General features: G+C 72.0%; 8 protein-coding genes. 3 read left to right on the top strand and 5 right to left on the bottom strand.

The genetic code is table 11. From position 1 onward, the window contains the following. The first annotated feature begins 18 nt into the window (after nucleotides 1-18). Together AB0F58_RS23140 and AB0F58_RS23135 are read left to right on the top strand one after the other, a co-directional pair. Entirely contained in the window at nucleotides 19-1500 is a 1482-nt protein-coding gene (locus AB0F58_RS23140) for an aminopeptidase P family protein (RefSeq protein WP_357146480.1), read from the top strand. A 543-nt stretch (nucleotides 1501-2043) separates the two neighbouring features. Further along, the gene (locus tag AB0F58_RS23135) at nucleotides 2044-3660 is read left to right on the top strand and encodes a right-handed parallel beta-helix repeat-containing protein (RefSeq protein ID WP_357146477.1); all 1617 of its coding nucleotides are present in this window, start codon (nucleotides 2044-2046) and stop codon (nucleotides 3658-3660) included. Between the two features lie 94 nt (nucleotides 3661-3754). Here the strand turns inward: AB0F58_RS23135 and pulA are convergent, their stop codons facing one another. The 4 genes from pulA to AB0F58_RS23115 form a co-directional block, all read right to left on the bottom strand. Further along, entirely contained in the window at nucleotides 3755-9247 is a 5493-nt protein-coding gene (gene pulA, locus AB0F58_RS23130; protein WP_357146474.1) for a pullulanase-type alpha-1,6-glucosidase, read from the bottom strand. A gap of 144 nt (nucleotides 9248-9391) precedes the next feature. Beyond that, a complete protein-coding gene (locus AB0F58_RS23125; protein ID WP_357146471.1) occupies nucleotides 9392-10069 on the bottom strand; it encodes a cellulose binding domain-containing protein in 678 nt (225 codons plus the stop codon). 112 nt (nucleotides 10070-10181) lie between these two features. Next, the gene (locus AB0F58_RS23120) at nucleotides 10182-10571 is read right to left on the bottom strand and encodes a hypothetical protein (RefSeq protein ID WP_357146469.1); all 390 of its coding nucleotides are present in this window, start codon (nucleotides 10569-10571) and stop codon (nucleotides 10182-10184) included. A 37-nt stretch (nucleotides 10572-10608) separates the two neighbouring features. After that, entirely contained in the window at nucleotides 10609-11292 is a 684-nt protein-coding gene (locus AB0F58_RS23115) for a hypothetical protein (RefSeq protein WP_357146466.1), read from the bottom strand. 19 nt (nucleotides 11293-11311) lie between these two features. Between AB0F58_RS23115 and AB0F58_RS23110 the strand changes: the two genes are divergently transcribed. Further along, entirely contained in the window at nucleotides 11312-11500 is a 189-nt protein-coding gene (locus AB0F58_RS23110) for a hypothetical protein (RefSeq protein ID WP_357146463.1), read from the top strand. A gap of 4 nt (nucleotides 11501-11504) precedes the next feature. Here AB0F58_RS23110 and AB0F58_RS23105 read toward each other — a convergent pair whose 3' ends face one another. Then, nucleotides 11505-13175: a right-handed parallel beta-helix repeat-containing protein gene (locus tag AB0F58_RS23105; protein ID WP_357146460.1), complete on the bottom strand. Its 1671-nt coding sequence runs from the start codon at nucleotides 13173-13175 to the stop codon at nucleotides 11505-11507. Nucleotides 13176-13192 lie beyond the last annotated feature (17 nt).

The raw sequence follows: 13192 nt of genomic DNA, 5'->3' as shown, positions 1-13192 counted from the left end.
CACCGGAGGGAGCGGACCATGGCTGAGAAGCGGACCGACGCGAAGCCGACGGACGGCACCGAATCGCACGACCCGGACTTCCCGGAGGCCTTCCTGGCCTTCATGCGTCAGGGCTGGCGGGACACCACCCTGCCGGTGGGTCCACGCCCCGAGGTGCCCAACTACGCCAAGCGGCGGGCGGCGCTCTCGGCGGCCTTCCCCGGCGAGACGCTGGTCGTCCCGACCGGTGGGGAGAAGGTGCGCGCCAACGACACCGAGTACCGCTTCCGGGCCGGCAGCGACTTCGCCTACCTGACCGGTGACCACGACCCGGACAGCGTGCTGGTGCTGCGGCCGAACGGCTCCGGCCACGACGCCGTCCTCTACATGCGCCCCCGCTCCTCCCGGGAGAACGACGAGTTCTTCCGCAGCCGGCACGGCGAGCTGTGGGTCGGGCGGCGGCACACGCTCGCCGAGAAGTCGACCGAGCTCGGTCTGCCCACCGCCGACCTGACCGAACTGGACGCGGTGCTGGCCGACGTCGCGCCGGGGCGTACCCGGGTGCTGCGGGGTTTCGACGCCCGGGTGGACGCGGCGGTACGGCCGTGGGACGGCGCGCGCGCCGAGGGAGAGCCGGGCCGGGACCACGAGCTGGCCGCCGCGATCTCCGAGCTGAAGCTGGTCAAGGACGAGTGGGAGATCGCGCAGCTCCAGGAGGCGGTCGACGCGACCGTCCGGGGCTTCGAGGACGTCGCCCGGGTGCTCCCGGCCGACCGGGGGGTCTCCGAGCGGCTGTTGGAGGGGATCTTCGCGCTGCGGGCCCGCCACGACGGCAACGACGTGGGGTACGGCTCGATCGTCGGGGCCGGCGAGCACGCCACGATCCTGCACTGGGTGCACAACCACGGCACCACCCGCCCGGGTGAGCTGCTGCTGATGGACATGGGGGTGGAGAACCGCCACCTCTACACCGCCGACGTCACCCGGGTGCTGCCGGTGGGTGGCCGGTTCACCGCTCTGCAACGTCAGGTCTACGACGTGGTCTACGCCTCCCAGCAGGCCGGCATCGAGGCCATCCGCCCCGGGGTCGCGTTCAAGGACGTGCACCGGACCTGCATGCGGGTGCTCGCCGAGGGCCTGGCGGACCTGGGCCTGCTGCCGGTGAGCGTGGACGAGGCGATGGACGAGAAGTCGACGATCTACCGGCGCTGGACGCTGCACGGGTTCGGGCACATGCTCGGCATCGACGTGCACGACTGCTCGAACGCCCGCAAGGAGAAGTACCGCGACGGCACCCTCGGCGAGGGGTTCGTCCTCACCGTCGAGCCGGGGCTGTACTTCCAGCCGGAGGACGACCTGGTCCCGGAGGAGCTGCGCGGCATGGGCATCCGGATCGAGGACGACGTCCTGGTGACCGCCACCGGCGCGGTGAACCTCTCCGCCGGCCTGCCCCGGCAGGCGGACGAGGTGGAGACCTGGCTGGCCGAACAGCGTGAGGCGGGTCCGCGCCTGCCCGGCTGACCGGCTCTCCACCGGCCCCGGCGCTGCCCGGATCTTCCCGTCCTGGGGTTTCCCGGCGGAATCCGGCAGCGCTGCGCTCTGCGTCACCTATCGTGTGGTCGGAAACGTCTTCCCCTTCGTGGCGGTCCGGGAGCTTCCGGCCCGCCGCACCCGTCCACTCCGTGCCCGGCCTGCCCGGCCCGGAGCGCTCCGCCGGTGCCGAGGCAACCGGCTGATCCACATATATCGAGACGGCCCCTTCCCGGTACGGCGGGAAGGGGCCGTTCGCCGTGCGACCGTTTCATCGCGCGCTGGGGCACCCGTCCCTCGAAATCCCCCAATGCGGGCAACTTTCGGATATGCCCTCATAGCGAGCAACCTTCTCATACGGTGTGGTTCAGCAGCTACAACCGATTTGTAGCGAAGGGCGCCTCGCATGGCGGAGCGACCTTGTCTGGTACGAGGAGAGGGCAGAGAGCTCCGATGTCCAACTACCTATCAAACAACGAAGCCTCCGACCGGGCGGCGGCCAGGCGCCGTCGCCGGCTCCGGATCGTCAGTGGCGTGGCGGGGTTGACGGGCGTGGTCAGCATGGCCGCGGTGGGCGTCGCCGGCAGCGCCGGAGCGGTCGGAGTGAGCGGGCTGAGCTGGGCCGCCGCGCAGCAGGCCATCACCGGCGGCGACCAGGGCGGCAACGAGACGAGCCGTCCCGGCAAGGGCGGCAAGGAGAGCCCGGAGGGCGGCAAGGAGAGCCCGGAGGGCCGCAAGGGCGAGAACGGCAACAACGGCGAGAACGGCAAGGGCGACAAGAAGGAACCCGGGCGGGACCACGAGCAGGGGAAGGAGGTGCCCTGTGACACCGACAAGCTCATCCAGGCGATCCTCTTCGCCAACAACAGCGACGGTGGGGTGCTGAAGCTCGCGAAGGGGTGCACCTACAACCTGTCCCGCAACGACTACGGCAACGGGCTTCCGGTGATCGAGGAGCACATCACCCTCAAGGGTGACCACACCACGATCGGCCGGGAGGTCACCGCCGACGAGTTCCGCATCCTCAACGTCGGTGCCGGCGGTCACCTCACCCTCGAGGGGCTCACCATCAAGGGCGGGCAGACCGACCGGTACCTCAACGCTCCGACCCCGGAGGCGGTCTGGTCGCTGTACTCGAACTCGGTCCAGATGACCAGGGCGGCCGCCGCCGGGAAGTCGGTCGAGCAGGCGGCCGTCGGCGCGGACAAGGTGCAAACCGCGAAGAAGGCCGTGGTCAAGGCCACCCCGCGCGCCGGCGTGGTCCGGCCGCTGGTCGAGGAGCCGGGCGTCGCCGACGGGGCCGGCATCCTGGTGCAGGCCGGTGGCAGCGCCGACATCGTGAACACCGCGATCGTGCACAACCACTCGGGTGGCAACGGTGGGGGTCTGGCGAACTTCGGCACCACGAAGCTCAGCCACAGCACCGTCTCCGGCAACAGCGCCTTCTTCTTCGGCGGCGGCATTCTCAACGCCGGCCTGCTGAAGGTCGACGAGTCGAAGATCGAGGACAACAGCGCCATCATCGGCGGTGCCGGCATCTCCAACGGCGCGCCGCGGATCTTCGAGGACGACATCGACGCCGGGACGATCCTGCTCGAGAAGACCAGGATCACCGACAACGAGACGCTCGGTTTCGGCGGCGGTCTGCTCGACCTCGGGGGCACCACCAACGCCCGTCACGCGCAGATCAGCGGCAACTCGGCGCTGCTGGCCGGCGGCGGGGTGGCTGCGGTCGACGCCCAGGTGACCCTGAGCCACACGTCGGTCGACAAGAACAGCACCGCCGGCGTCGGCGGCGGCCTGGCCGTGGCGTTCGGCAGCGCGGTCACGCTGGACAAGAGCGGGGTCAAGGACAACACCGCCGGGTTCTTCGGCGGCGGCATCTTCAACACGCTCAGCGTCGTGACGATCCGGGACAGCCACATCGCCGGTAACGAGGCCCTCGGGCCGTTCGGCGTCGGCGGCGGCATCTTCAACCTGTTCGGCCAGGTCACCCTGGACTCGTCGAAGGTCAACCACAACTTCGCCCGGCTCACCGGTGGTGGGGTGTTCACCTTCCCGAACGGGGTGACGGTCGACGAGGAGTCGGCCATCACCGCGAACGACCCGAACAACTGCGCGGGCTCGCCCGTGCCGAACTGCTTCGGCTGACCGCCGCCGTACGGCCGGCACCGCCGGCACGACGGGGGAAACCAGAACCGGCCCCCTTCCGCGAGACGCGGAAGGGGGCCGGTTCACCGTCGGCTCACCGCTGGACGAAGACCGCCACGCTGCGGGCCGGAACCGTGAACGTACCGTCGGCCCGGTCGAACGAGGCGGTCCGCAGCACCGGATCCGCCGAGTCCCGCAGCACCGGGTGCAGCGCCACATCCGCCCCACGCAAGCCGGTGACCTGCTGCTTCGCCGTCTGCGGGGTGCTGTTGAAGACCACCGTCACCGACGTCCACTGCCGGTCCAGCCCTCGACCGTCGAGCGTCATGGTGAGCACGCCCGGCGTCTCCTGTGCTCCGGAGAGCGGGAAGGCCACCCGCTTCTGCACCGCAGCGGCGTCGGTCAGCCCGAAGACCGGCGACGATCCCCGCACGCGCAGCAGCTCGGCGTACCGGGCGTCGGTCAGGTTCACCGCCGCGCAGTCCGGCACCAGCTTCGGATCCGCCAGCAGCGGCTTCGCGTACGGCCACTTGTCCTGGTTGTCCGCCGCCGGGGGCAGGCCGGCGCCGAAGCCGTTGCCCTGGGCGCAGTCCCACCGGATCTGGTTGAACCAGTCACCGGAGTTGTACGAGTTGCGGTCCAGCGACTTCGACCGCAGCCGCTCGGTGCCGGTGGTCACGAAGCCGCTCCCCTGCCCCAGCACCACGGTGGAGAGGGCGAGCACCTGCATCCGGGCCCGGTCCGTCATCGGGGTGTCCTGCGGCAGCTTGTACGCCAGCGCGTCGTACAGGATCTCGTTGTCGTGCGCGTCGACGTAGGTCACCGCCTCCCCCGGCGCGGCGGTGTAACCGGCCGGCGAGCCGTTGTAGTCGACCTGTGCGCCGGTCACCGTCCGGCCCGAGGTGTCGGTGAACCGGTAGCCGGCGAGGTTGCCGACCAGACCGACCTTGATCTGGTCCTGGGAGTGCAGCAGCCGGGCACGCTGCTGCTCGGCGGTGCCGTTGACCGGGTCGCCGTTCGGGTCGGTGAACAGCCCGGAGGCGAAGCCCTGCACCCGTGGGTTGGCGTCGAACGGCCCGCCACCGCGCACCGCGTCGCGGAGCCGGTCGTTGAAGGTGCCGATGCCGGTGCCGGCCATGTTGGCCTGGGTGGCCTGGACGAACCGGGCGTCGTTCGCCACCTCGCCGAAGTTCCAGCCCTCGCCGTAGAGCAGGATCGACTTCCCGTCCACCCCGTCCCGGGCGGGGGTCAGCCGGTCCAGCGCCCGACGCACGTCGAGCATGTTCGCCTTCGGGTGGTGACCCATCAGGTCGAACCGGAAGCCGTCCACCTTGTACGCCTTCGCCCAGGTGACGACGGAGTCCACCACGAGCTTGCCCATCATGGCGTGCTCCGGGGCGGTGTTGGCGCAGCAGGTGGAGTTGGCGACCGCGCCGTCCTCCAGCAGCCGGTGGTAGTAGCCGGGCACCACCTGGTCGAGCACCGACTTGGGGTCGGTACCGGCGGCCGAGGTGTGGTTGTAGACCACGTCCATCACCACCCGCAGTCCGGCCTGGTTGACCCCGGCGACCATCTGCCGGAACTCGGCGGTCCGCGCCGCGCCGCCCGGGTCGGCGGCGTACCCGCCCTCGGGGACGGTGTAGTGCAGCGGGTCGTACCCCCAGTTGTAGCCGTCGGTGTCGGCGACCCCGGCGACGCACTTCTGCTGCTGGTCGGAGTCCGGCGGCAGCGTCGCCAGGTCGCAGGCGGGCTGCTTCTGCTCACTGCGCCGCTCGGGGATGGTGGCGAAGTCGAACACGGGCAGCAGGTGCAGGTGGGTGACCCCGGCGGCGCCGAGCTTGCGCAGGTGGGTCATGCCGGCGGTGGCCGGGTCGGTGAAGGCGAGGAAGGTACCCCGACGCCGCTCCGGCACGGTGCTGTCGGCGATGGAGAAGTCCCGCACCGACAGTTCGGTGATCTGCACCTTCGACGACGGCACCGCCGCCGGCTTGCGCAGCTTCGCCCACCCGGCCGGGGCGAGCGCCGGGTCGGTCAGGTCGACGAGCTGGCTGTGCGTGGAGTTCGGCGTCAGCGCCACCGAGTACGGGTCGGTCACCGAGGCGGTGACCAGCTTCTGCGCGGCGGGCTGCCAGGCCTGCACCCGGTAGCGGTAGTACTTTCCGGTCCAGTTCCGCTCGCCGCGGACCGACCAGACGCCGGTGCGGTCGTCCCGGCGCATCGACACGACACGCGGCTGTGCCGTCGGCTGGTCGAACAGTTCCAGCGCGACGGTCCGGGCGGTGGGCGCCCAGACCGCCAGCGTGGGGCGCGACCCGTCGAAGGTGGGGCCCAGCTGTGCCGAGGTGGCCCGGGAGTAGACGTCGTCGAGCACGCCGGGGATCTGCACCCCGGTCGCGCCGAGCAGGGTGCCCTCGTGGTCCCGCTCGGTCACCAGGAGCTGCCCGCGCAGCGCGGCCGGCACCTTCGCCAGGTCCCGGTCGGTGAGGGTGAACGCCTGGTGGGCCCAGAGGTGCGGGAACCGCGCGCGCTGGGCCTCGGTGAGCCCGTTGCGCACCGCGGTCAGCGGCAGCGAGGTGTACGTCCCGGACAGCTCGCCGTCGACCACGGTCACCCCGCCGGCGGCGGCACTGACCAGGGCGTACGTCGTGCCGTCCGTCGGGCCGGTGGCCCAGGCCACGGTGGACCGGTCGATCCAGTGCGCCTTCTGCTTGGTGATGTCGACGTCCTTCGCGGCGCCGCTGGTGGTCGCCGGGAGCAGCCGACCCGGGGTGGCGGCCAACAGCCACACCTCCCGCCCGGCGCTGGCGAAGTCGAGCCGCTGGTCCTGCGGCAGGTCCTTCTCGTCCCCGGAGTGGATGATGTAGCTCAGTCCGGTGGCCCCGGCCGCGAGCGGCACCCGGAACACCGCGCCGAACGCGTCGACCTTCGCCGGCCGCAGCGGTGCGGCCCAGTCGGTCGGGTTGGCCGCGCCGTCCCAGAGGTGCAGGCCCCAGCCGTCGTAGTTGCCGTCGGCCCGCCGGTAGTGGATCAGCGCGACCCCCTCCTCGACCGGCGGGGCGGGCTGCCCGACGGCGTCGGAGTAGCTGAGGTGCACGGTCGGGTCCCCCTGTTTGATCCAGACCTCCCCGGTCCGCGTGACGTCGATGGTCCGGTCCTGGGCGACGTCCTTGTTCCCGTCGGCGTCGACCATCAGGAAGCCCACGGACTGCGCGCCCGGCTTGAGCTTCACCCAGGCGAACCGGCCGTAGGCGTCCTGCCCGGCGAACGGCTGCCCCTTGGGCCACTCGGTGACGTACGCCGGATCGATGTCGCCCCAGGCGTAGAGGCTCCAGTCGGCGTAGTCCCCGTCGGGGCGCTGGTAGTGCACGATCGCCCAGTCGCGGGAGGCGCCCTGGTCGGGGGTGCCCACGATGGCGGTGGAGCGGGTGCTCGCGGTGCGGCCCCCGCCGTCCCGGACCACGGCCTTGTACTCGATCCTCGTCCCGCCGGGCAGCCCGGTCAGGTCGTGGTGCAGCGTGTACGGGGCCTGCTCGGCGGTGCCGAGCAGCGTCCACTGTCCGCCGCCGACCCGGGCGGCGACCGCGACGGTGGCGATCGGGTCACCGGTGACCCGCGCGGTGACCGCGGCGCGGGTGGCCACGGCGGCGTCGGCGGCCGGTGCGCTGATGGTGATGCCCAAAGCGGCGGTCGGCTGCGGGATCGGCGTGCCGGCCCGGTGCACCACCGCCGACAGCGGCGGCACGGTGACGGTCAGCTTCCCGTCCCCGGCGGCGGTCGTGGTGCCGGTGGCCCCGTGGACACCGGTGAAGGTGGCGTTGGCCGACCAGGTGTCCACCGTGACGGTCTGCGCGGTGCCGGCGTTGTTCACCGCGACGACGTACTCGACGCGCTGCTTCGGGTCGATCCGGGAGAAGGCGAAGACCCCGGGACCGTCGGCGGCGTGCCGGGTGACCTGGATGCCGTCGCGCAGCGCCGGGTGCGCCCTGCGCAGCGCGCCCAGCCCGGCGATGGTCCGGTAGAGCGGGTGGTCGCGGTCGTACTGGTCGACGGCGTGGGTGCGGTCGGTGCCGATCAGGTCGTCGTCGAGGTAGTCGGGGGTCCTCGACGCGAACATGTCCTGCCGGGCGTCCTTGTCGCCGCCGGGGCCGGTGAAGCCCTGCTCGTCGCCGGAGTAGACCACCGGCTGCCCCCGGGTGAGGAACATCAGCTCGTGGGCGAGCTGGTCGCGGCGCAGGTGGGTGCCCGGGTCGGTGCCGCCGCCCGCGATGAAGGAACCGATCCGGCCCATGTCGTGGTTGCCGAGGAAGGTGGTCGACCGGTCGGCGTCGGTGTCCCGCGAGGAGTAGAGGTCGTCACGGGCGTACACGTCGGCGAGGGCCTTCGCCGAGCCGTTGCCGGCGGTGTAGCCCCGGGCCGCCTCCTGGAACCCGAAGTCGAGGGTGGCCGGCAGGCCGCCCTGCCGGACGTAGGTGGAGGTGATCTCCGGGTCGGCGCTGTAGACCTCGCCGAACATGAAGAAGTCCTTCTTGCCGGCCTTCTCGGCGGCGCGTTCGACGCCCTGGGCGAACTGCGGCCAGAAGTCGAGGTTGACGTGCTTGACGGTGTCCAGCCGGAACCCGTCGACGCCGGTGCTGGCGATCCAGTCGCCGTAGACCTTGGTCAGCCCGCGCACCACCTCGGGGCGCTCGGTCCACAGGTCGTCGAGGCCGAAGAAGTCGCCGTACTCGCTGTTCTCCCCGGCGAAGGTGGAGTCGCCCCGGTTGTGGTACATCGTGGCATCGTTCAGCCAGGCCGGGACCTTGACCGTCCGGTCCGCCCCGCTGGCGAAGGTCGGGGTGTACGGGCCGGCGTCCGGGGTCACCTTGGGGAAGTCCCGGCTCCCGTCGGCGTAGTTGCGGTCCTCGAAGGGGCGCCCCTGCGCGTCGGTGTACGGGCTGGTCTTCTTGTCGACGTACGCGTACTTGTCCTCGGCGTACCTGATGACGTCGGCGGTGTGGTTGACGATGACGTCCAGGTAGACCTTGATCCCCCGCCGGTGGGCGAGCTGGACCAGGCGCCGGAGCTCCTCGTTGGTGCCGAAGTGCGGATCCACCTGGGTGAAGTCGGTGATCCAGTAACCGTGGTAGCCGGCCGAGACGTCGTCGCCGGTGCCCTGCACGGGCCGGTTCTTGAAGATGGGGGCGAGCCAGATCGCGGTGGTGCCGAGCCCCTGGACGTAGTCGAGCCGGTCGATCAGGCCCTTCAGGTCGCCACCGTGGTAGAAGCCCTTGTCGGCGGGGTCGAGACCGGTCTTCAGCCGGTCGCCGGTCAGGCCACCGCGGTCGTTGCGCGGGTCGCCGTTGGCGAACCGGTCCGGCAGGACGAAGTAGAACTGTTCGGCACGCGCCTCGTTGGCGCCGGCCCGGAGCATCGCCTCGGCGCTCGGCTCGCTGCGCCACTGTGGCGCACCGGCCACGGCGAGGGGGTCGGGTCGCCCGGCGCTGTCGGCACCGCGGGGGTTCGCGGCAACGGGGGTGCCGACGAGGGCCAGGGTGAGCAGGGAGACCAGGCCGAAAAGGGCCTTGGAGGATTGTCGCGGGGGTTTCATCGACGGCCTTTCCGTGGTCGTAGATTGGCCCGCACGCTAGTCCTTACCGAAAGGTTCTGCAATAGTTTGCAAACCAAGTCGAAATGTTGCGACCGACTTGCAGAGGGAGGTCCCGTCCGGTGTCCCCCGCCACCATCCGGCGGGTCAGCGACCGCAGGGGGCGCCGTCGACCGCGCAGCTCGTGGGACGGGTGGCGGCACCGGTGTCGGCCAGGTGGAACCGCAGCGACGCCGAGGCCCCGGGGGCGAGGGTGGCCCCGCTGGTGAAGGTGAACAGGGATCGGGAACCGGCGACCTCGGCCTGCGCCGAACCGTCCACCCAGGCCGACACCAGGCGCGCGCCGGACACCTCCACCCGCACCGTCCAGGGGCGGGGCGCGTCCGAGGGGTTGGTCAGCCGCACCTCACCGATGAACGCCCCGGAGTAGGTCTCCACCGCCCGGTAGACCCCGGTGACCTGCGCCGACGGGGACGACGGCTGGCTGAGCAACGGAGCCGGGCCCGACTCGACCGGGCTGGGGCTGCGCGACGGGGTCGGGGACGCCGTACGGGTCGGACTCGTCGACGGGGTCGGGGTGGGACGGGCCGACCGGCTCGCCGTCGGGGCCGCGCTGCGCGACGCGGCGAAGGAGGACGCGGAGATCGCCGGCAGCGGCTCGGCCCCCAGGGGCGGCCCGGGTCGGTCCGACGGCCGGTCGCCGACGGCCGTGCCGAGGGCGACGCCCAGCAGGACGACCATCACCAGCACACCGACCGACACCACCGCCCAGGGCGAGAGCAGGGCCACAGTGGACCCGTTCCGCGCACGACGCTTCCCGGCCATGGTCCTCCCTCGTCGGTCCCCGACCGGGAAGCCTAGCCAGCCCGGCCGGTCGCCGCACCCGCCCGGGGCCCACCCGGGGCGACACCCGGCCCTTCGGTGCCCGCCCGACGGATCAACCGGCCCGGATGACGGTGCAGATCACCGGCCCGTCGTCGGTGGCGCGCAGCAGGTAGCGGTACCGCTCGCCGGGCACCGCCCGACCCAGGCTGTCCAGGAACTCCCACTGCACCGCCACCAGGGCCAGCAGCGGGGAGACCGGTTCCACCTGGAGGATCACCGCGTTGGCGGCGACCAGTTCGCGGTCCTGGTAGTCGGGTGCGGCGCCCACGAACGAGAGCGCCACCGCGGCGGGGGAACTGAACGAGAAGCTGTAGGTGTCGGCCACCACCAGGCCGGGCAGGGCGTAGCAGCCGGCGATGGCGGAGATGTCACCGGTGGTCAGCGCCACGCCGTACCGGTCGAAGAAGTCGGTGAGCGTGTCAAGGTCGGTGGAGGCTGTCACGACGCCAGGAGTTGCCGCGCGGAGGTCCGAGCAAACCTCACCGGGCGGGGATCTGCACCTCGATCTCGGCGCCGAGCGTCGCACCCGCCTCCAGGCCGAGGTCGTCGCCGCTCCAGAACCGGCCCGGGTCGTACCAGTTCGGCCGCCGCCCCGCCGGGAGCAGTCCCATCGCCTCGTAGGTCACCGCGACCACCTCCGCGCAGTACGCGGTCTCCAGCGAGCGGTCCGCCATCGGTGCCGGCCCGCCGACGGGTGCCGGCGCAAGGGGGCGCCAGCCGGGCAGCGCCGGTCGGGGCAGCGCCGGAACCCGGCCACGCAGCCAGCGCCAGGCGAGCTGGGCGGTGGACGGGAAGGGCGTACCGTCGAGCCGGGCCACGGTGCGCAGCACGGCCTCCTCCATCGCCGGAGCGGCCGGCGGTTCGAGCTGCCGCAGCCAGGCCCGCTGACCGTACCGCTCGGCCCAGACGCAGACCGCGTCCCGCAGGTCGTGCAACTGCACGCCACGCTGGTGGGTGCCGGTCCACATGTCGGGCAGGGAACGGCCCAGTTCCGCGTGCCACATCAGCGGCGGCAGGTCGTCCAGCACCACGGCCATGCCGACGTGGTTGACCGGACTGTTGGTGGTGAGCTGGATGGCGCGGTCCGGCACGCTGCGGCCCCGGAACACCCACACGTCGCCGGTACGGGTCAGCTCGACCGCCTCGTCCAGGCTGATGCTCATGGGGCACTACCCTAGGCGCATGCGGCAACGGATGCAGTGGTGGAAGCTCCTCGGGCTGGCCGGTGTGGTCGGCGTCGCGGCGACCGGCGTGGTCGTCGCCCGCGCGGAACGGCGGCGCCGGGCGTACACCCCGGAGGAGATCCGGGCCCGGCTGCGCGACCGGCACGCGGGAGCCACCACGACCGCACCGGCCGACGGGGAGAGCTGAGCGGTCACCGCTGGTCGGTGTGGTTGCGGTGCCAGTGGCCGCCCACCGGTGGGGTGTCCAGGCGCAGGGCGTCCACGATGTTGCCGGCGAGGTCGTTGTCCTCGACCCGGCAGGCGACGCACCGCCCCCGCTCCGTGATCCACAGCCCGTGGGTCTGGGTACGCTCGGCGCGGTTGTCCCAGATCCGGTTGCCCCGCACGGTGGCCGAGTCGACGCTCGCGTTCACGGTGATTCCGGCCCGCACCGCCGGTGCCGCGGGCAGGTCGTAGGCCGTACCGGGCGACGGGACGTCCTCGTTCCAGCCGGTGGTGGTGTCCGGACGCAGTTCGGCCAGCCTCAGCTCGGTCGCGGTGTTGCCGCTCACCACCGCCTGCCGGGTGCCGACCCGCACCACCTTGCCCCGGTGCCCGTCCACCGGCCAGTGCGCGGCCGGGTCGGTCACCGACCGGTGGCCGTAGCGGACCGACCCGCCGCTGCCGCCGACCGCGGCGGCGCACCGCCGACCGTTGTTACGGATCCGGTTGCCGGTGATCGTGACGTCGACCATGGGCCGGTCGACCCGGATCGCGTCCAGGGCGTTGTCCCAGAACTCGTTGCCGTCGATGGTGACGTCGCTCGCCGGCCCGGTGTACCCGTGGCCGAGGTCGTGCTCGTGGTAACCGTGCGCTCCGTTCCGGCTGATCCGGTTGCCGCGCACCGTGTACGGACCCGGCGTGTTGCCCATGCTGACCCCGTCCCGGACGTTGCCGTCGATGACGCAGTCGCTGACGATCCCACCCCGGCCGGCGACGCCCGCGGTGCCGTTGGCGGAGACGTCGAAGCCGGCCTCCAGGTTGCCGATGAGGGTGCAGGCCGACACGATCAGCCCGTCCACGCCCCAGTCGGAGATGCCGAAGCGGTTGCCCTCGCTGTGGCAGCCGACGATGCGGTAGCCGCGCGGCGGGGACCAGAAGTCCTTCTGGAGTTCCAGGAAGATGCCGTTGGTGCCGTTGCCGACCGTGGTGCAGTGGGCGATGGTGCACCGCTCGACCCCGCCCCAGCCGCCGACCCCGATGCCGATCCCGGCCCCGCCCATCTGCTGGCCGTTGTCCAGGCGACCGCAGCCGACCACCACCACCCCCTCGATCAGGCTGTCCTGGAGGAAGTCGCAACCGAGTCCGGTGGCCCCGGTGTGGTGGATGTAGAGGTTGCGGAACACGCCCCGGACCACGTACTGGAGGCCGAGGCCCTTGGCGAGGTAGTTGTAGTCGGCGGTCGCCACCCCGGAGCCGTCGATCTCGAAGTCGGCGAAGGTGCAGTCGGCGATGTGCCGGTCCCGGTCCGCGCCGTGCTGGACGGTGGTCCAGAAGGCCAGCGGGGTGGGGTCGGCCCGGTTGCCCTCGTTGCTCAGCAGGAACCGGGTGGCCGCCGGACCGGAGCCGACCAGCGACACCCCGCTGCGCCAGACCGTGCCGGCGTCCCGGATCGAGTAGCTGCCCGGTGGGCAGTGGATGACGCGGGGCTGGCCGTCGGCGGCGTACGCCTCGCCGAGGCGGTCCACCAGGGCGGCGAGTGCGGGTTGGTCGTTGGTGACCCCGTCTCCCCGGAGTCCGAACTCCCGCGCGTCGCACCACAGCGGCGCGGCGGACACCCGCGTCCGCCGTTCGGGCGCGGCGGTGGACACCTGGTATGGCACCGGACTCTCCCCTCGTC

Source organism: Micromonospora sp. NPDC023956 (assembly GCF_040639195.1).
Classification (GTDB): Bacteria; Actinomycetota; Actinomycetes; order Mycobacteriales; family Micromonosporaceae; genus Micromonospora.
Note: the sequence above shows the minus strand (reverse complement) of the source record. Positions and strands in the feature narration are given on the sequence as shown.